The following is an 18189-nucleotide window of genomic DNA, read 5'->3' as shown; positions in this document are numbered from 1 at the left end:
AGGAGCGTCCCGACCCGCAGCAGCATCCCGAGCGGCGTTCGTCCCCGCTGATGCCGACGATCGTCATCATCGGTATCCTTGTCGCCGTCTTCGTGTTCTTCGCGAGCGTGTACGCGGATGTGCTCTGGTACAACCAGCTCGGCTTCCAATCCGTGTTCTGGACCGAGAACCTTGCCAAGATCGGCATCTTTGCGGTGGCGTTCCTGGTCATGGGCTTCACCATCTGGATTTCGATGCGCATGGCCTACCGTGCGCGCCCGGTGTACGCCCCCGACGGCCACCAGCAGGACAACATGTCCAAGTACCAGTCCCAGCTCGAGCCCATGCGCCGGCTGCTGATGATCGGCGTCCCGGTGGTCATCGGCGTCTTCGCCGCCACCGCGGTGACCTCGCAGTGGAAAGAGGTGCTGCTCTTCTTCAACCAGGTCCCGTTCAATGAGACCGACCCGCAGTTCAACATGGACCTGGGTTTCTACATCTTCACCCTGCCGTTCCTGGGCCTGCTGATCGGCTACCTGATCTCCGTGGTGCTGATCGCCGGCATCGCCGGCCTGCTCACCCACTACCTCTACGGCGGCATCCGCGTCGAGGAGCGCGGCGGCATCGTCGTCGGCAATGCGGCACGCATCCACATCGCCGTGTTCGCCGTCGCCTTCCTGCTCCTGCAGGCCGGCAACTTCTGGCTTGACCGATACTCGACGCTTCTTTCGCAGAACGGCCGCGTGGCCGGCGCGTTGTACACCGACGTGCACGCGGTGATCCCCACCAAGACGATCCTGGCGATCGCCGCGGTGCTTGTGGCGATCACGTTCATCGTCACCGCGATCATCGGGCGCTGGCGCCTGCCGATCATCGGCACCGCGATGCTGCTGGTGACGGTTGTCGTCGCCGGCGGCATCTACCCGTTCATCGTGCAGCAGTACCAGGTCATTCCGTCGGAAAAGACCCTGGAGCGCGCGTACATCGCGAAGAACATCCAGATGACCCGCCAGGCGTACGGCCTGACAGACGTCGAGGAGACCGCCTACAACGCCGAGGTGAACCCGAGGAAGGGCGTGCTAGCCAAGGACAAAGCAACCACCACGAACATCCGCCTGCTGGACCCGAACCTCGTCTCCTCGGCGTTCGCCCAGCTGCAGCAGTTCCGGACCTACTACAAGTTCGCCCCGACGCTGAACGTCGACCGATACGCCATCGACGGCAAGACCGAAGACACGGTGATCGCCGTGCGCGAGCTCAGCGTCGACCCCACCGAGTCCTGGGTCAACCAGCACATCACCTACACCCACGGCTACGGCGTGGTGGCCGCCTACGGCAACCGCGTGACCTCCGGCGGACGCCCGGACTTCATGCTCAGCGGCATCCCCACCGGCGGCGTGCTGGCCAGCGACAAGACCTACGAACCGCGCATCTACTTCGGCGAGCTCTCTCCGCAGTACTCGATCGTCGGCGGCCCCGAGGGTTGGGCTCCGCGCGAGCTTGACCGCCCGGCCTCCGGTTCCGGCAGCCAGGACACCCGCAACACCTTCTCCGGCGACGGCGGCCCGTCGGTCGGCAACTTCTTCAACCGCCTGGTCTACTCGCTGAAGTTTGCCTCCACGGACCTGCTGCTTTCCGATGCGATCAATTCCGAGTCGCAGATCCTCTACGACCGAAACCCGAAGGACCGCGTGCAGAAGGTCGCACCGTACCTGACGGTGGATTCCAACGCCTACCCGGCGATCGTCGACGGCCGCGTGCAGTGGATCGTCGATGCTTACACCACCTCAAAGAACTACCCGTACTCCAAGCAGCAGCAGCTGGATTCGGCGGTCACCGACTCGCTGACCGGCGGAACCCGTGCCGCGGCACTGACCGGCCAGGTGAACTACATCCGCAACTCGGTCAAGGCGACGGTCGACGCCTACGACGGCTCCGTCACCCTGTACGCATGGGAGGCCGACGAGCCGCTCCTGCAGGCCTGGCAGAAGGTTTTCCCGGCGAACATCAAGCCGATGTCGGAGATGTCCGGCGAGCTGATGAGCCACGTGCGTTACCCGGAGGACCTGTTCAAGGTCCAGCGCGAGCTGCTCGCCACGTACCACGTGACGGATCCAGACGGCTTCTACGACTCCAACGACGCCTGGGCGGTGCCCTCGGAACCAACACAGGGCAACGCCAACATCAAGCAGCCGCCGTACTACATGTCGCTGAAGATGCCGACGCAGGACGCCGAGACCTTCTCGCTGACCTCCACCTTCATTCCGCAGACCGCGGCGGGTGGACAGCAGCGAAACGTGCTCTTCGGGTTCCTCTCGGCCGAGGCCGACGCGGGAAACGAGGCAGGCAAGAAGGCCGAGGGCTACGGCAAGCTTCGTCTGCTTGCGCTGCCGCGCGAAACCAGCGTGCCGGGCCCGGGCCAGGCACAGCAGAACTTCGACTCCAACACCACCGTGTCGCAGACGTTGAACCTGTTGCGCCAGGGTGCATCGCAGGTCAAAAACGGCAACCTGCTTTCACTGCCGGTCGGTGACGGCATCCTCTACGTTCAGCCTGTCTACGTGCAGTCCTCGGGTGCGACCTCCTACCCGACCCTGCGCAAGGTCCTGGTGGCGTTCGGTGACAACGTCGGCTTCGCCGACACCCTCTCCGAGGCGCTTGACCAGGTCTTCGAGGGTTCGTCCGGCGCCGTGACCAGCGAAAACGGTGGAACCTCCGGCGGAGGCGAACCGGGCAAGCCGCCCGTGACACAGACGGCGCAGCAGAAGCTGACGCAGGCCCTGAACGACGCAAGAGCGGCGATCAAGGCGGGCCAGGCTGCTCTGGCGCAGAACGACTTCGCCAAGTACGGCGCGGAGCAGGCCAAGTTGCAGAAGGCACTCGAAGCTGCAATCGAGGCCGAAGCCGAGCTGACCGGGAAGCCTGTTGTCCCGGAGGCGCCGGCCCCGACCGACGGCACCGTCACCCCTGCCCCGACCGACGGGGACGGTGCACCGGCCCCGGAGGCACCTGCGCAGGAAACCCCGGCGCCGTAGCCAGGGAACCGAACTCCCGGTGTGAGCAGGGCGACACCGCCAGGATTTGCGCTATTCCACCCTCGTCGGCGATGATTGATACATCGCCGCGGGGTGGAGCAGTTCGGTAGCTCGCCGGGCTCATAACCCGGAGGTCACAGGTTCAAATCCTGTCCCCGCCACGAGATAACGACCCCGACCAGGGAAACCTGGTCGGGGTCGTTCCTTTTTGCCGTTTAAGCCAGCTGCCGCACTTTCGGTCCCGCATGGCTCCTGCGCGGATCTTGCCAGCGGCCCGCCGTCTAGGGGCGCATTGGAGCGACGTGGCGCAAGCGGGCGCTTAAGTGAGGAAGCGCACCTTGGAAAATTCTGCATTCGGCGCGATTTGCCATGGACAAGATGCGCTAGGCAGGACTTTGGCCGTTGAACTGACGCGGTTCTTGCCCGTTTCTCGATGAATGTTCATCTGGATTAGGTGCATCCGCAATGCGCTGGTACTGTTGTATTTACCGACGCGGGGTGGAGCAGTTCGGTAGCTCGCCGGGCTCATAACCCGGAGGTCACAGGTTCAAATCCTGTCCCCGCCACAGAGAAAACAACCCATGATCCTGGTTCAGGATCATGGGTTGTTTTGCATTTAAGCCATTGTGCGGCTTCCGGTCTGAAAGGCCTGACTGCCCAACGATCGAGCAGATCCCGACCGTGGCAGAAGACGGGGCGTCGAGGCGTACCGCCTTCCCTGCCCGGTTCAGAAGAGCAGGGGGCCGGATTGGGTGTGTTGTTGCCACTGGCTGTTGCGCCGGGGTTTTTGTTCGGGATCCAGGTATTTGGGGAGGATGACCGCGGGCAGTCCGTGCTCGTTCCGGACTAGTTTGTATTGTCCGGTGTGGTAGCCGTGGTGGTGGTTGACGCAGCCGGGGGCCGAATTTTCGGTACTCGTGGTTCCTCCGTCGGCCCAACTATCGATGTGGCACATTTCAAGGTGTTCGGGTGGAACCGTACAGCCCGGGACGATACAGCCGCCGTCGCGGGCAAGGACGGCTTGGCGCATGTAGTCGGGGACAAAGCGCTGTTCGCGTCCGAGATCCAGGATTTGGCTTTCGCCGTTGAAGATGATCGGAATGACCCCGGCGTTGCACAGTTCCCGGCGGAGGTCCCCGGGAGAGATTGCCAACCCGTGTTGGGTGATGCCAGCCTTTTCGGCCAGCCCGAGCAGGGTGGTGAGTTGGCAATAGACGATGAGGCGGGCTTGGGGCAGACCGGTGGCTTCCTTGTTTCCCTTGGCGCGGGGTTCTCCGGCGGTTCTCATGATGTTGAGCAGGGTTTGCATCCTGCGCCTGGCCGGGGTGAGCCCGTCGGAGCCTTCAGCTGAGTCGTTGAACCGCTGAGGCAACGTTGGGATTGGGGTATTTGCTCCGCTTCCGTTGTCCGCGCGGGCCGGTGGTGCGGGGATTCCGTTCGGCGTCGCCGAACCCTCCGAGCAGGGGTTGGCAAGATGGGGGTGTGTGGCACGGCCGAGATCCGCCCATTCCGCACGGGGTCGTTCGCTGGGCGGGGTGTCGGGGTCGATGGCCCACGCGGGGATGGTCTGCGTCGGGTTCCAGTCGGCAGCTGAACCCTCAAACTCATCCTCACTGTCACTGTCACTGTCACTGTCACTGTTGTCGTTGCTTTGGGTGCCGGGGTTTCTGCCGGCGGCGTCGTTGGCGAGATTTTCTCGGTTGCCGGCCTTGGTGCGGGGATTGTCGGAGAGCGCGAAGTGCGTCAGGACGAGTTCGGCGTCCGGGTTAGTCATGGTGAGCGTGAAATATGTGAGGTGTTCGGTGCGGCGGGAGAGCCGGAACCCGGTCTTGGCTGCCAGTTCCTCCTCGGTGGGTGCCGGGGCAGTGGCGTTCTCCAGCTCCGCGTTCAGGGCGTTGAAGAGCTTGGCGGTGGCCGCCGGGCCCTGGGTGAGCAGGGATTCGAGAACCTGTTCCTCGATCGCTGTTCTGAGCTTGGCGGGGTTGGGTTGGCCGGTGATCTCCGGGCGCAGCTTTTCGAGCTTGTTGGCTGCCCGGATCGCGTCGGTCGGATCGAGGTTCCCTGCCTTCATGTGGGCCGCCAGCAAGGGGTACCGCGCCGGGGCCGGGGTCCCATGTTCGTTGGTGCTCGGGAGCAGGAGGCCGGCGGCATCGATGCGGTCGCGTGCGTCGAAGTATCCGATGGCGCAGGTGCGCTGCAAGAGCTCGGCGGTGTCCTTGTGCGGGAGCCGCCCCGTGGGGACCCCTCGCGGGTCTGCGGGCAGGGCCCTGTCCCCGGCACTGAAGTCCGCGGGGTGGTCGGTGATATCCCGCAGTTCGTTGAGGGTTTCGACGGGCAGTTCGTGGGCGAGGGAGTGCTGGGCGGCGCGGGTCGCGAGGAGTTGGTGGTGTCCGGCGCGCCGGCGGGCCTTCTCCAGTCCCATGTTCAGCAAGACGGCGGTGACGGGGGAGTCGTACGCACGGGCGGCGAGGTCTTCGGCGAGGGTGTCGATGCGGTCCTGGAGTTCGAAGAAGTCGCGCAGCTGGTCCTCCCGGGTCGCGTGGTGCCCGGGACCGGGACCGGACGACGGTGCTCCGCCGGTCCGTGCTGGAATGAATTCTCCGCTGCTCATGGGATCGAGCATGAACCATCGCAGTGCACCCGAAAGGGGGAGGTATCGGGGTTGTGGAGATCCGGGGCAGGGCAGTGCCGGCGTGAGATCGACGGCGTGTCTGTGCGGAACAGTGCCGGCAGGGGACTGCATCGGACAACGACGGAAGCCATAGGAGGACAACGGGCGGCAGTTTGCGGGAAATGCAACGATGGGCGGGCAGTCGGGGAACACCGGATTGGTGGTCCGGACCCGGGCTGCCCGCCCATCGTGCGTTGTGGCTATGAAATTATGCGGCGGGATGTGCCGCCGGAGGGGCTAGGCCCCGGGGGTGATCGACGGGGTGGCCTTGGCGCCCTTGAGTGCGGCAAGGCGTGCCTCGATCTCCGTTTGCTCGCCAAGGTCCTCCAGCGAGTTGAACTGGGCGTCGAGTGATGAGGATGCGAGCTCCGCGGCACCGCGGACGCGGGCCTCTTCGCGACGGATCTTCTCTTCGAAGCGGCCGACCTCGCTGGAGGGATCCATGATGTCGATGCTCTTGACGGCCTCCTGCACCTGGTTCTGCGCCTGGGCGGACTTGGCGCGGGCAATGAGTTCGTCGCGCTTGGAAACCAGTTCCTGGCGCTTGGACTTCATGGCGTCCAGTCCGGTCTTGAGCTTCTCGACGATCTCGCGCTGCGAGCTGATGGTCGGCTCGGCGGTCTTGGCCTCGCCCTCGGACTGCATCTGGCGCTGGATGGCGACCTTGGCGAGGGAGTCGAACTTGTCGGCGTTGCTGCTTTCGCCGGCGGAGCGGAACTCATCTGCCTTGGAGGAAGCGGCAAGCGCCTTGTTGCCCCAGTCCGAGGCGGCCTTGATGTCCTCGTTGTAGTCGTCTTCGATCATGCGCAGGTTGCCGATTGTCTGGGCAACCGCGGTTTCGGCTTCGGCGATGTTGTCCGTGTAGTCACGGACCATCTGGTCGAGCATTTTCTGCGGATCCTCCGCGGAATCCAACATCGCATTGATGTTGGCCTTGGCCAGCTGGGAGATACGACCAAAAATAGACTGCTTTGCCACGATGAGACCTTTCGTTGGACATTATTTGAGGTGTTGGGTTTCCTGCTTGCGATCCTCGTTGCCGGGGTTCGGGATGCTGCAACATTGGGGCCCTGCGGCCGTTGTCTGGGCGGCTGCTAGAAGCTGCTGCCGCCGCCGCCGCCATCGAAGCCGCCGCCTCCGCCGCCGCCTCCGCCGCCGAATCCACCGCCGCCGTCTCCGCCGAAGCCGCCGAAGCCGCCGCCGCCAAAGAGGCCGCCACCGCCGCCGCCGTGGCTGCCGCCGCGCAGGATCGAATCGATGAGGATGCCGCCGAGAATGGCGCCGCCGAGTCCGTTGTTTCCGCCTCCGCGGCCGCCTCCGAAGCCGCCGCCCCCGCCGAAGCCGTTGACATCGGATTCGGCCTGGCGTGCCGCCTGGTCGGCCAGCGCGGAAGCCTGTTCTGCATAGGCAAGGGCCGATGCCGGGTCGGAGGAAGCCGTGCGTAGGGCCTCGTCGAGGTTGCGCTGTGCCTCGGCCAAGCGCGTGCGGGCCGTTGCCCCCACGCCGCCGCGGCGGGCGCGAATGAAGTCGTCGGTGCCCTTGATCTTCATCTGTGCGGTGCGGACCGCCGCCTGGAGCTGTTCGGCGGCGCGGCGTGCGCGTTCCTGCTGGTCGCGGATCTGGTTGAGCTGCTCGTTGAGCGGGCCGCGTCCCTCGGTGACCTCGGTGATCAGGGCGACGGGGTCGATCCGTCCCGTGGCGACCTGGGCCTGGACCGATGACAGCGCCGATTCGAGGGACGCAGCGGAACCCGCAAGTTCGGGGTTGCTGCCGTTGGCCAGCAGGGCGCGGGCCTGGGCGAGGTCCTGGGCCGAAGCGGCGACAAGTGATTCGAGGTCGGCGCGGGCGTTGTCCAGGTCCGAGTCGGTGTGCTCGATGGCATCGAGCAACACCGCTGCCTGGTGCACAGCTTCTTCGCCCGCGCGGATTGCCACGGCCGCCTCGGCGGCTGACCCCTCGGCAATCTTCGCCTCGGCGGTCAGCACCGCGGTGTGCGCGAAGTCGATCCTGTCGGTGGACTCGGAGATGTTGGTGTTGACCTGGTGGAGGGCGCTGTCGGCGTAGCGTGCGGACAGGGTGTCGAACTCCGCCTTGGCCGTGCCAACGCGCTGGCGCAGCGGTTCGATGCGTACCTTCAGGGATGCGGTGGCGGCGGGCGCGTTGGCCTCGAGCTCGCGTAACGAGGCGAACTCCTCGCTGTGCTGTTCCAGGGTTTCGTTCACGGCCTCGCAGCGGCGGATGATCTCGCCAAGCCAGGAACGCTGTTCGGCTTCCGTATCCGGGATTTCGTCGTCGAGTTGCTGCTGCAGCTTGAAGGACGCGGACATGTGTTCCTTGGCGGTTTCGATGTCCGCGGCGAACGGCTTGATGGCCTCGTCGCCGAATTGCGCCTGGGCGAAGCCGACTTCCTGTTCGCTGGAGCGGATGGCATCGTCCGCGGCGATGAGCAAACTGCCGGCTTTGGTGCGGAGTTCCGGGACGCTCAGGGACGCCAGCGGGTCGATCGGCTGGCCGTCCGGCCCCACCGTCACCTGGGGCACGCCGCCGGAGAGCTTCTTGCGGCGCGTCAGGGCCCACGCGGTGGCGCCGCCCGCTACGGCAACGCCGCCCACGACCCACCAGCCGGCGGAGGAACCGTTGGAAGTGGGGGATTTGCCGTTGGCGACGTTCGTGATGCCCTTGACCGCGCCCAGGGCCGCGCCGGCCCAGTCATCCTGCGCGAGCGCGGGGCTGACGAGCTTGTTGTAGATCTCCTGGTCCTTCTCGACGATCTTGCCATTGTTGTCCGACTTCAAGCGGGCCTGGCGTGACTCCACCGCGACAGCCAGGATCGAGTCGCTGGGACCCATGCCCTTGGTCTTGGCCACCTGGCTGACCCAGGCGCTTGGATCGGTCGGGTTCGTGAAGGTGTCGACGTAGATCACGAACAGGTTCTGCCCGGTGTCGGTGCGCATCTTGGTAATGGCGTCCGTGACCTCGGCCGTGGACGCGCCGAGCACGTCGGCCTCGTCGATGACAAACTGGCCCGGGGGGATCGTCACCGGATCGGTGGCGGATGCGGCGGGCGCTAAGATGAATACGGACAGGATTCCTGCAGCGGCGGCCTGAGCCAACCGCCGGGTCAACAACTTCATGGTTTTCCTTCACCCTTGCTTCAGTCGCCGCAGAATTCTTGGCAAAGCACGTAGTGAAACCACCATATGCCCTGATTTCTGCTAACGATGTCGATTCTATGGCGGGGACCGGCGAGAGTCCACGAAAAACGCCGTGGGCTGGCGAAATGCGCATGAGGGTGCGGCAAGCTCACAGCTTCTACTCAGGTCCTGCTTTTCGCTGCCACAGACGCGGCGGGCATAGTTGTAACCAAGAAGAGCAATCACGCACCACCAGCATCGGAAGGTTAACGATGAGCGAGAACCAGTTTGAGCAGCCAAACTCCCCCGAGAACCCAGAGCAGGCAAGCACCCCCGTGCCGCAGCGCCCCATGACCCCTCCCGCCGCACCGGAGCAGGACCCCGCCGTGTCAAAGGTCGACGGGGCCGTGGAACAGACGCAGGCGCTGCCGCGGCACACCGCTGACGCCGCCCCGGCAACCCCGAGCTTGGCAACCCCGAGCGCGGCAGCACCCGCCGCCGGGACCGCCCCGGCGCCTGCCCACGCAGCCGTCCCGGGCGCCCAGTCGCCGGCACATGCCCCCTACGGCACCCCGACGCATGCGGAGCAGGCCTCGGCATTCGGCGTCCCCTCGCCGGTGCCGCCGGCCAACCGCGCCGCACCGAAGAAGTTCACCGCCGGGGTGCTGGTGCTGGGCATGGTCGCGGCGGCGCTGGTCGGCGCCGGCAGCGCCGTGGGCGCAAATGCCCTGATGTACCCCGCGTCCTCGTCGGCAAGCGCGGGAAACAACGCCCCGCAAAGCGGCCTGGTCATCAACAACCCGAAGAACGTCACCGCCGTCACCGCGGCGGCGGCCAAGGCAAGCCCGAGCGTCGTGACCATTGATGTGAGCGGCAGCAGCTCCTCGGGCTCCGGATCGGGCATCATCCTGGACGCCGAGGGGCACATCCTGACCAACACCCACGTGGTGACCTTGGGCGGAACCACGGCCAGCCCGAAGATCGCCGTGCAGATGTCCGACGGCAAGGTCTACAACGCCACCCTGGTGGGAACCGACCCGCTGTCGGACCTCGCCGTCATCAAGATCGAAGCGCAGGGCCTGACCCCGGCGACGCTGGGCACCTCCGGGAACCTGAACGTCGGCGACACCGCCGTGGCCATCGGCGCCCCGCTGGGCCTGAGCGGAACCGTCACCGACGGCATCATCTCCACGCTGAACCGCACGATCTCCGTGGCCTCCTCCGCGGTGCCGGAACAGAGCGAGGGAACCGAACCGAACAACAACGGCAACCAGTTCAACTTCCAGCTGCCCGGAGCCCCGCAGCAGCAGGCCCCGGCCTCCCAGGGATCGATCTACATCAACGTGATCCAGACCGACGCCGCCATCAACCACGGAAACTCCGGCGGCGCGCTGGTCGACGCCAACGGCAACATCATCGGCGTGAACGTGGCGATCGCCTCCTCCGGTTCGGGCGACAGCTCCGCAAGCGAAGGCGGTTCCATCGGTGTCGGCTTTGCGATCCCGATCGACTACGCCAAGCGCATCGCCCAGGACCTGATCGCCAACGGCAAGGCAACCCACGGAATGCTGGGCGTGACGGTGCAGGCCAAGCCAGCCGACGTGAAGGACGGCAACTCGTCGTTCAGCGTCGGCGCCCAGGTCAAGGACGTAGTTCCGAACAGCGCCGGCGCCAAGTCCGGGCTGAAGGCCGGCGACATCATCACCGGTGTCGGGGACCGGGTGATCTCCGACAGCAGCTCGCTGACCGCGGCAATCCGTGAGATCCCGGCCGGCGGCCAGGTGACGATTCATTACACCCGCAACGGGCAGCCGGCGTCGGCCGACGCCACGGTGGGCGCCTCCACGGCGTCATAATCCCCCTCGGGGGCAATAAATAGTCATAACGCGAACAACGGGCCCGGATCATTTCGGGCCCGTTGTTCGTGCGATGCGGGCGGATGCGGCGCACGGCTAACATGTAAGGGGTGCGTTTCCCGCGGCGCGGGGGACATCAGGCACCGAATTTGGACACTTCTAGGAAAGGCAGCAATGAGCCAGCTGACAGGCACGCCATTGAGGATCCTCGTACTCGTCAAACACGTACCGGACGTGCAATTCGAACGCCACCTGGGCGGCGCGGAGTTGCGCCTGGACCGCAAGGACTCGGTGCTCTCCGAACTTGACGAGTACGCGATCGAGGCGGCCCTGCAGCTGGCCGAATCGCGCGGCGGGGCGGCGGCGGGCAACACCGTCATGGCCCTGAGCATGGGCCCGGAGGCCGCGGCGAACGCCGTGAAGAAATCCCTGCAGATGGGCGCCACCGAGGGCGTGCACCTGTGCGACGACGCGCTGGCCGGGTCCGATGCCGGGGCCACCTCGCTGGCCCTCGCCGCGGCCGTGAAGCACCTTGGCGCGTTCGACCTCATCGTCACGGGCATGGCCTCCACCGATGCCGAGACCTCGCTGGTTCCCGCGCAGCTGGCCGAACGCCTGGGCCTGGCCCAGCTGACCCAGGTGGCACACGTCGAACTTGCCGCCGATTCCACGACGGTGCGTGCCGTGCGCGAAACCGACAACGCCGCACTGAGCCTCGAGGCCGAGCTGCCCGTGCTGCTCTCCGTCACCGACCAGGCCAACGAGCCGCGCTACCCGAACTTCAAGGGCATCATGGCGGCGAAGAAAAAGACCATCACCGTGCTGTCCCTCGCGCAAATCGGCGTCGACGCGGCGCAGGTCGGGGCCGCCGGCTCGGCCACCGCGGTGCTCGACGCGCAGGCGCGCCCGGCCCGCACCGCAGGCACCATCATCACCGACTCCGGCAACGCCGGCATCGAACTCGTCGACTTTCTTGCCGCAGCGAAGCTGATCTAGCCTTTTCCGAGGGGAAAAACATGCCAAATATTCTTGTTTACATTCAGGCGCCGGCCGCAGTCCCGACCAAGTCGCAGCGGGAGATGCTGACCCTTGCCAGCAGGCTCGGCGAGGTCCGCGTGGTGCTCGGGGCACCGACCGACGAGACCGCGCTGGCGGCCCTCACCGCCTGGGGCGCCAACGGCTTCTACGCCGCCGGGGCCTCCTGTGCACTGGTCGCCCCCGACGCCGCACTGCTGGCCGCGGCCGCGAAGGACTCTGACGCCGCGCTGGTCCTGCTGCCCAACGACATCCAGGGCCGCGAGGTCGCGGCCCGCGCCGGCATCAAGCTCGACGCCGGTGTCATCACCGACGCCATCGACGTCGACGCCGACCTGGTGGTTAGCAAGACCGTGCTCGCCGGCAGCTACACCGTCCGCGTGAAGGCCACCCGCGGCCCGGCCCTGGTCACCGTGAAGCCAAACAGCGTCGAGCTGCCCGCCGGGGAGCCGGCGGCCGCTTCCGCCGCCCCGGTGCAGGTCCTGGAGTTCGGAGAGGTCGGCCCCGCGGCCACCGTCGCCGGCACCGTCCAGCGCACCGCCTCGGGCCGCCCGGACCTCAACGAGGCCCGCTTTGTGGTGGCCGGCGGCCGCGGCGTCGACGGCGACTTCGGACCGGTCGAGGACCTGGCCGATGCCCTGGGCGCCGCTATCGGCGCTTCCCGTGCGGCAACCGACGCGGGCTGGATAGACCACTCCGCGCAGATCGGGCAGACAGGCAAGACCGTTTCCCCGCAGCTGTACATTTCCGCGGGCATCTCCGGCGCCATCCAGCAGAAGGCCGGAATGCAGTCCTCCACCTACATCGTCGCGGTGAACAAGGACCCGGACGCCCCGGTGTTCGAGATCGCGGACCTGGGCATCGTGGGGGACCTGGCCACCGTGCTGCCGCAGGCCGCGGCCGAAATCCGCCGGCGCAAGGGCTAGCGGGCATGGCTGTTTTTGACCCGGCGCTCCGTCCGGTCCGGCGGGTGCTCTGCTTCGGCGCGCACCCTGACGACCTGGACTTCGGCGCCTCCGGGACCGTGGCCGCGTGGACCGCGGCGGGCGTGCACGTCGAGTACTGCATCATGACCGACGGCGACGCCGGCGGCTTCGACGACCGCACCGCGGAGGAAATCACCGAGATGCGCCACGCCGAACAGCGTGCCGCGGCCGCCCTGGTGGGCGTGCACACGGTGCACTTCATGGGCGAGCGTGACGGCTTCCTGGAGCCCACCCACGCGGTGATGAAGCAGGTCGTCGAGCTGATCCGCACCGTGCGCCCCGACGTGGTGCTGGCCATGCACCCGGAGCGGAACTGGGCGCGCATCCAGCGCTCGCACCCGGACCACCTGGCCTGCGGCGAGGCGGTGACCCGGGCGATCTACCCGGCGGTGGAGAACCCGTTCTCCTACCCGGAGCTCGAGGCCGCCGGGCTGGCCGCCTACAAGCTGCCCTGGCTGTGGCTGTACGGCTCGCCGACCGAGCGCGAGAACCACGCGGTGGACATCACTTCGGTCTTCGAGCTCAAGCTCGAGGCGCTGCGCCAGCACCTGAGCCAGCACCCGGATGTCCCGGCGATGGAACGCTACGTGCGGACCCAGTGCCTGGCCAAGGGCAGGGAATACGGCATGAAGGACGGCGCGCTGGCCGAGGCCTTCCACGTGGTGGCCGTCAACGCGGCCGACACCATCGCGGGGTTCTGACCCGGCCGTCGTCCTCGGATGGCTGCAGACACCAGCAGTAGGCACAAAGGTCGGGGCGTGGATATCCACGCCCCGACCTTTTCTTGTTCAAAACGCTTGTTCGAACGGCTTGCCCATGCCGGCATTCGCCGGCGGGGGGAGAGCCGCTAGTCCCCGAAACGCTCCGGGGATGCCGCAACGTAATGCGCGATGGACGCGGCCAGCAGCTCCGCGACGCCTGGGCGCGGCGTGCCGTGCTTCGGCGCGTCGTAGGACGCCGTGAAGCGGTCATCGGCCACATACATTTCTCCGAGGCCCGCATAGGCTTCGGCGGTGGGGGTCCAGCTGTGGCAGACCCAGGCGTGGTGGCGGGCGATGACCGACTGCACGGTGTTGTCCTCCGGGCCCAGGCCGGCACCCAGCGCCGCGAAAAGCTCGTCGGCGATCGATTCGTGTTCGGCCAGCAGCCGCGCCTGGCCCTCGGGGCCCAGCGCGCGCAGCCGCTTGTTGCCGTCCTCGACCGCCTGGTTGCCCCAGCGCGTCCGCGCCTCGGCCTCGTAGGGGTTGGGCGCGAAGCCGTTGAAGGCCGCTTCGGGGTTCATGTCTTCTCCTGACTGAAGGTGTGCGATGGTTGCACGCACGCTTGCCGCCATGGCGGCGAGCCTGTCGCGTTCGGCATCCAACCACCTGGCATGCAGCGCCAGGGTCCGCAGCTCGTCTTCCTGCCCGTCGATCACCGCGGCGATGGTCTCCAGGGACAGCCCCAGTTCCTTCAGTAGCAGGATGCGCTGCAGGCGCAGCACCTCGGGTTGCCCGTAGAAACGGTATCCGTTGGTGGCGGTGAAGGCGGGGGCGAGCAGGCCGATGGCGTCGTAGTGGCGCAGGGTCCGGGCGCTGATGCCCGAGTCCCTGGCCAGCTGTGAGATGCCGTATTCGGCCGGTTGATTGTGCCTCATGCCCTCAGCGTAGAAGTTGACGTTGCGTCAAGGTCAAGTGCTACTTGGCGGCGGGGGTTTCCAGCACCACGAGGGGCTCCGTGGACGGGCTGGTGCTGCCTTCGGCCGGTTCCACGGTGAGCATCACCGAGCCGACCGTGGCCATGCCGTTGAAGCCCTCGGTGGCCGACTCGGCGCCGGCGTCGATGGTTGCCAGGCGGGTGGCGCGGTCGGACTCGGCCTCGATGAGCCAGACCGTGTAGCGTTCGGTGCCGTCGATGCGCGGCAAGGCGGTCAACGCGACGGATCCGGCATCGGCCTTGGCGGAGGTGCTAAGCACGGCGTGTCCGCCGCCTTCCAGGTCCGCCTGGACCACGACCTTGTCCTTCGCGCCATCGACCTGTGCCACGTAGTTCTTGGGCATCAGGTTCGCCAGCAGGATCACGACGCCGATGAGGATGACGGCCAGGCCTGCCACGACGAAGACCCACTTCTTCAGTGGCCTGCGCGTGTTTTCCGCGTCGGTGGAAACCTGGTCCACCAGATCCATGCCGAGGTCGTCGTCGTTCTCATCGTCACGATGCCCGGGGTACACAGGATCGGTGCCGCTCATGATGTGCCATCCTTTGAGTGATTTTGGGTGGGCCGGATAAGGCCACCAGTAAGCATAGGGGAAAAGGCTATGCGTTGAGTGTGTGCCAGCCGCGTGCGGGCTTGGCGTGGCGCCCTATTTGGCGGTTGCCGCGGCGAAGCCGTGCTGGCGCCAGGCCTCGTAGATGGCGATCGAGGCCGAATTGGCCAGGTTCAGCGAGCGACGGGCCTCCAACATGGGCAAACGCACGGTTGCGGTGACGTGCGGGTCGACCTTGACCTCCGCGGGCAGGCCGACTGACTCGGGGCCGAAGAGCAGGACGTCGCCGGGCTGGTAGGCGATGTCGGTGTACAGGGTCTCGCCCTCGGATGTGAAGGCAAACACGCGTTCGGGGGCCAGCGCCGCCCAGGCGGACTCGAGGTCCTTGTGCACTGTCACCACCGCGAGGTCGTGGTAGTCAAGGCCGGCCCGGCGCAGCTTGGAGTCCTCGAAGTCGAAGCCCAGCGGCTCCACCAGGTGCAGTTCGGCGCCGGTCACCGCGGCGAGGCGGATGGCGTTGCCGGTGTTGCCGGGAATTTCGGGGGTGTAGAAGAGGATTCGAAACACGTGGTTCAACCTTTGGGTGTGTAGACAACGATTGGGGGAAGACGAACGGGAGGGGAGGGTCGGGGCTGGCTAGTACATGCCGCCGAGCAGCCGGGAGAGCACCGAACGGTCAACGAGGTTCGGTGCGGGGCCGGTGCCTAGGAACATTTTCAGTTCGCGCACCAGGTTTATGGCGTTGATGACGTTGGAGGTGCTGGTCGGGCCGGGTTCCCCGCCGCGGGCGTAGTCGATGACGGGCTCGTGCAGGTTGCCGTCGGGGGAGTGGATCACGGTCCACCCGGTGACGTTCAGCTCCGGGAACAGGGCCTGCATCTGGTGAACGGACGGTGCGATGCGCGGGGGGTCGATGTGCTTGCCGCCGCGGAACAGCGAGGAACCGTCCCACCTGTACACGCCCTTGGGCAGCAGCATCGAATGCACGATGGCCAAACGGTAGCCGCACAGCAGGGCGTGGTCGATGTAGCCGCCGCCCGGGGCGTGCAGCCCGTTGACAAGCCGCGTGGAGGGCAGCGCCGGAAGCAGCTGGCGCGAGAGCAGCTGGATGGTCCGCGCCTCGCGGGCCATCCGCGCCTGGGCGCCGAAGATGCCGCGCTTGCGGGGGGCCCCGTGGATCTGCTGGATGGACTTGGCCCGGTCGAGGGGCGAGGCCGGCGATTCCAGCAGCGGCGGAACGAAAACCGTGGGGTCCGAGGCCGAGGAACGCGGGGCGTTGGACTCGAAGCGCACCGAGGGGCCGCCGCTTGGACCCGCCGACCCGTAGCCGCCCGCGGAGGGGGCCTTGCCGCGCAGGTAGCTCGACTCGGTGCCGTAGCTGCGGTCGTAGCGTTCACGTGCCGCCGGGTCGATCAGGGTCTCGTAGGCGAGCGTGACGGCGCCGAAGTCCTCCGCATTCCCGCCGTGGTCCGGGTGCGTCACCCGGGCGGCCTTGCGGTAGGCCGTCTTGATCTCCGTGGCGCTGGCGGTGCGCGCGATCCCCAGGACCTCGTAGTGGGTTCGACGCTGGGCCACGGGGAGACCTTTCGCTGTTGACGGGGGCTTGGTCCCGCATTTTCCCGCCGGACCCGAGGGCATGGGGGAATATGCGGAAGAAGATGCTCTTGAAATCCTACCGGTTGGGCCTTGTGGCGCGGAACTTGGCTTTCGGCAGACGCTCTGTGAGGGTTGGAACATGGACGCCACTTCGCTGCATGTATCGATCGCCCGCGCCGACTCGCAGGTGGGCCTGGTTTTCAAGGCGATCGCCGGAATCCTGCTGCTTGTGGGGCTGCTGCTGGCCTTCTTCGATTCCGGGTCGGGCGTCATGGACCGGATCGTCGGGGCCGGGGCGGTTCTGGGTGCTGCCGCCGGACTCTGGTTCCTGCCCGGAGCGCTGGTGGCCCGCACCGAGGTCACCACCGATGAGATAGTGGTCCAGTGCATGAAGGTATTCCGGGTGACGCTTCGGATCGCGGACGTGCAGGGCGTTGTCGATGATTCGAACCTGCCCACCGGAGGCTACGGGCTGCGCTGGGTGGGAAAAGGGCACCATGCGTTCGTCAGCGGAGGGTCGCAGGTGACGGTCACCATGAAGAGCGGGAAGCTGTACACAATCAGCGTCGAATCAGTCGAAGGTTTCCTGGGGGCCTATGGCACCGCAGCTGCAGCCGCAGGCGCAGCCGCACGCTGAACCCGGATCCCGAGGGCGCAGCGAAACCCGGGGCCCTTGCGTCACGGGCTTGCATGGCGCGGCGCAACCACGTAATTTCGGCAGATGCCCACGGAAAACAACCACCGCGTCATTGTTGCAGCGAACAGGAGTTCGGGCACTGGCCGCGGACACCGCGCCGTCGAACGCACGGTGATCGCGCTGCGCACCCATGGCATCGAGGCCGAACTCCTCGAGGCGCCGAGCTACGCGCAATTGCAGCGGGACGTCGCACTCCGAATCGCCGGGGGGCGTGCGCGCACTGGTTGTCGTGGGCGGGGACGGCATGGTGCACCTTGGATTCAACGCGGTGGCCACAACAAACACGCCGCTGGGCGTGGTGCCGGCGGGAACCGGAAACGACTTTGCGCGAATGCTCGGCCTGGACCCCAGGGTGCCGGAAATTGCCGTCGAACGCATTGCCCGCGCCCTGGGAACGGCTCCGCGGGCCGTCGACGCCGCTCTGGTGAGCGGTGCCTTTGGCAGCAGGTACGTGGCAGGCGTGTTCAGCGCCGGCTTCGACGCGGTGGTCAACAAGCGGGCCAACGCGATGAGCTGGCCGCGCGGCGCCCAACGCTACAACCTGGCGCTGCTGCGTGAACTTTTTGCCTTCAAGCCGCGCCGGTACACGCTGCGCATCGACCGGGGTGCCGAGGAGCGCCTTGAAGCGATGCTGGTTTCGGTGGCCAACGCGCAATTCATCGGCGGTGGCATGCGCATTGTGCCGCAGGCAAGCATCACGGACGGGCTGCTTGACCTGGTGGTGATTGCCCCGTTGGGCAAGCTGCGGTTCCTGGGGATCTTCCCGTCGGTCTTTTCCGGAAAGCACATCACCCACCCGGCGGTCCGCATCGAACAGGTCCGCAGCATCACGCTGCAGGCCGCGGACACGCGCGGATTTGGCGACGGGGAGGCAGTCGGTGTCCTGCCCGTGGAAATCACGGCGGCCCCGGGGGTCGTCAAGCTGTTGTTCTAGTGCCACGGGCGTCGTCCATC

General features: G+C 66.7%; 14 protein-coding genes and 2 tRNA genes. 9 read left to right on the top strand and 7 right to left on the bottom strand.

Annotated elements, in window-relative coordinates:
• Positions 1–50: 50 nt before the first annotated feature.
• From JOF47_RS10900 to JOF47_RS10890, 3 genes are all read left to right on the top strand, one after another.
• Entirely contained in the window at positions 51–3014 is a 2964-nt protein-coding gene (locus JOF47_RS10900) for a UPF0182 family membrane protein (protein WP_210001571.1), read from the top strand.
• Positions 3015–3101: 87 nt separating this feature from the next.
• Positions 3102–3175: transfer RNA gene (locus JOF47_RS10895), tRNA-Met, on the top strand.
• Positions 3176–3506: 331 nt separating this feature from the next.
• A tRNA-Met gene (locus JOF47_RS10890) sits at positions 3507–3580 on the top strand.
• Between the two features lie 161 nt (positions 3581–3741).
• On the opposite strand, the gene JOF47_RS10885 is transcribed toward JOF47_RS10890, so the two are convergent.
• The 3 genes from JOF47_RS10885 to JOF47_RS10875 form a co-directional block, all read right to left on the bottom strand.
• Entirely contained in the window at positions 3742–5625 is a 1884-nt protein-coding gene (locus JOF47_RS10885) for an HNH endonuclease signature motif containing protein (protein WP_209997700.1), read from the bottom strand.
• Between the two features lie 297 nt (positions 5626–5922).
• Positions 5923–6663 carry a PspA/IM30 family protein gene (locus tag JOF47_RS10880; RefSeq protein ID WP_209997699.1) on the bottom strand — a complete coding sequence of 247 codons (741 nt, stop codon included), beginning with the start codon at positions 6661–6663 and terminating at the stop codon, positions 5923–5925.
• Between the two features lie 116 nt (positions 6664–6779).
• Positions 6780–8819: a TPM domain-containing protein gene (locus JOF47_RS10875; RefSeq protein WP_209997697.1), complete on the bottom strand. Its 2040-nt coding sequence runs from the start codon at positions 8817–8819 to the stop codon at positions 6780–6782.
• 272 nt (positions 8820–9091) lie between these two features.
• Here JOF47_RS10875 and JOF47_RS10870 point away from each other — a divergent pair, with 272 nt between their 5' ends.
• From JOF47_RS10870 to JOF47_RS10855, 4 genes are all read left to right on the top strand, one after another.
• Positions 9092–10675, top strand: coding sequence for a S1C family serine protease (locus tag JOF47_RS10870; RefSeq protein WP_209997694.1), 1584 nt, complete (start codon positions 9092–9094; stop codon positions 10673–10675).
• 174 nt (positions 10676–10849) lie between these two features.
• Positions 10850–11671 carry an electron transfer flavoprotein subunit beta/FixA family protein gene (locus JOF47_RS10865; protein ID WP_209997692.1) on the top strand — a complete coding sequence of 274 codons (822 nt, stop codon included), beginning with the start codon at positions 10850–10852 and terminating at the stop codon, positions 11669–11671.
• 20 nt (positions 11672–11691) lie between these two features.
• Positions 11692–12636: an electron transfer flavoprotein subunit alpha/FixB family protein gene (locus JOF47_RS10860; protein WP_209997690.1), complete on the top strand. Its 945-nt coding sequence runs from the start codon at positions 11692–11694 to the stop codon at positions 12634–12636.
• Positions 12637–12641: 5 nt separating this feature from the next.
• On the top strand, positions 12642–13397 hold the full coding sequence (locus JOF47_RS10855) for a PIG-L deacetylase family protein (RefSeq protein WP_209997688.1): 756 nt from the start codon (positions 12642–12644) through the stop codon (positions 13395–13397).
• A 146-nt stretch (positions 13398–13543) separates the two neighbouring features.
• Here the strand turns inward: JOF47_RS10855 and JOF47_RS10850 are convergent, their stop codons facing one another.
• The 4 genes from JOF47_RS10850 to JOF47_RS10835 all read right to left on the bottom strand — a co-directional run bounded on the left by JOF47_RS10850 (position 13544) and on the right by JOF47_RS10835 (position 16517).
• Positions 13544–14332, bottom strand: a complete 789-nt coding sequence (locus JOF47_RS10850) for a MerR family transcriptional regulator (protein WP_209997679.1) — start codon at positions 14330–14332, stop codon at positions 13544–13546.
• A gap of 40 nt (positions 14333–14372) precedes the next feature.
• Positions 14373–14924 (bottom strand): anti-sigma factor domain-containing protein, encoded by a 552-nt coding sequence (locus JOF47_RS10845; protein WP_209997678.1) that lies wholly within the window; start codon positions 14922–14924, stop codon positions 14373–14375.
• Positions 14925–15038: 114 nt separating this feature from the next.
• A complete protein-coding gene (locus JOF47_RS10840) occupies positions 15039–15509 on the bottom strand; it encodes a tRNA (cytidine(34)-2'-O)-methyltransferase (protein ID WP_209997676.1) in 471 nt (156 codons plus the stop codon).
• Positions 15510–15578: 69 nt separating this feature from the next.
• On the bottom strand, positions 15579–16517 hold the full coding sequence (locus JOF47_RS10835) for a J domain-containing protein (protein ID WP_209997674.1): 939 nt from the start codon (positions 16515–16517) through the stop codon (positions 15579–15581).
• 160 nt (positions 16518–16677) lie between these two features.
• Between JOF47_RS10835 and JOF47_RS10830 the strand changes: the two genes are divergently transcribed.
• On the top strand, positions 16678–17175 hold the full coding sequence (locus tag JOF47_RS10830) for a hypothetical protein (protein ID WP_209997664.1): 498 nt from the start codon (positions 16678–16680) through the stop codon (positions 17173–17175).
• 271 nt (positions 17176–17446) lie between these two features.
• Positions 17447–18169 carry a diacylglycerol/lipid kinase family protein gene (locus tag JOF47_RS10825; RefSeq protein WP_209997661.1) on the top strand — a complete coding sequence of 241 codons (723 nt, stop codon included), beginning with the start codon at positions 17447–17449 and terminating at the stop codon, positions 18167–18169.
• Positions 18170–18189: the final 20 nt, after the last annotated feature.

It is taken from the genome of Paeniglutamicibacter kerguelensis, from assembly GCF_017876535.1.
GTDB classification, from domain to species: domain Bacteria; phylum Actinomycetota; class Actinomycetes; order Actinomycetales; family Micrococcaceae; genus Paeniglutamicibacter; species Paeniglutamicibacter kerguelensis.
This window is presented reverse-complemented; position numbering and strand designations above follow the sequence as displayed.

Excerpts from the sequence above, each read along its gene's own strand:
- JOF47_RS10900 (WP_210001571.1), top strand. The coding sequence starts at position 51 with ATGCCGACGATCGTCATCATCGGTATCCTTGTCGCCGTCTTCGTGTTC.
- JOF47_RS10885 (WP_209997700.1), bottom strand. The coding sequence starts at position 5,625 with ATGAGCAGCGGAGAATTCATTCCAGCACGGACCGGCGGAGCACCGTCG.
- JOF47_RS10875 (WP_209997697.1), bottom strand. The coding sequence starts at position 8,819 with ATGAAGTTGTTGACCCGGCGGTTGGCTCAGGCCGCCGCTGCAGGAATC.
- JOF47_RS10870 (WP_209997694.1), top strand. The coding sequence starts at position 9,092 with ATGAGCGAGAACCAGTTTGAGCAGCCAAACTCCCCCGAGAACCCAGAG.
- JOF47_RS10865 (WP_209997692.1), top strand. The coding sequence starts at position 10,850 with ATGAGCCAGCTGACAGGCACGCCATTGAGGATCCTCGTACTCGTCAAA.
- JOF47_RS10860 (WP_209997690.1), top strand. The coding sequence starts at position 11,692 with ATGCCAAATATTCTTGTTTACATTCAGGCGCCGGCCGCAGTCCCGACC.
- JOF47_RS10855 (WP_209997688.1), top strand. The coding sequence starts at position 12,642 with ATGGCTGTTTTTGACCCGGCGCTCCGTCCGGTCCGGCGGGTGCTCTGC.
- JOF47_RS10850 (WP_209997679.1), bottom strand. The coding sequence starts at position 14,332 with ATGAGGCACAATCAACCGGCCGAATACGGCATCTCACAGCTGGCCAGG.
- JOF47_RS10845 (WP_209997678.1), bottom strand. The coding sequence starts at position 14,924 with ATGAGCGGCACCGATCCTGTGTACCCCGGGCATCGTGACGATGAGAAC.
- JOF47_RS10830 (WP_209997664.1), top strand. The coding sequence starts at position 16,678 with ATGGACGCCACTTCGCTGCATGTATCGATCGCCCGCGCCGACTCGCAG.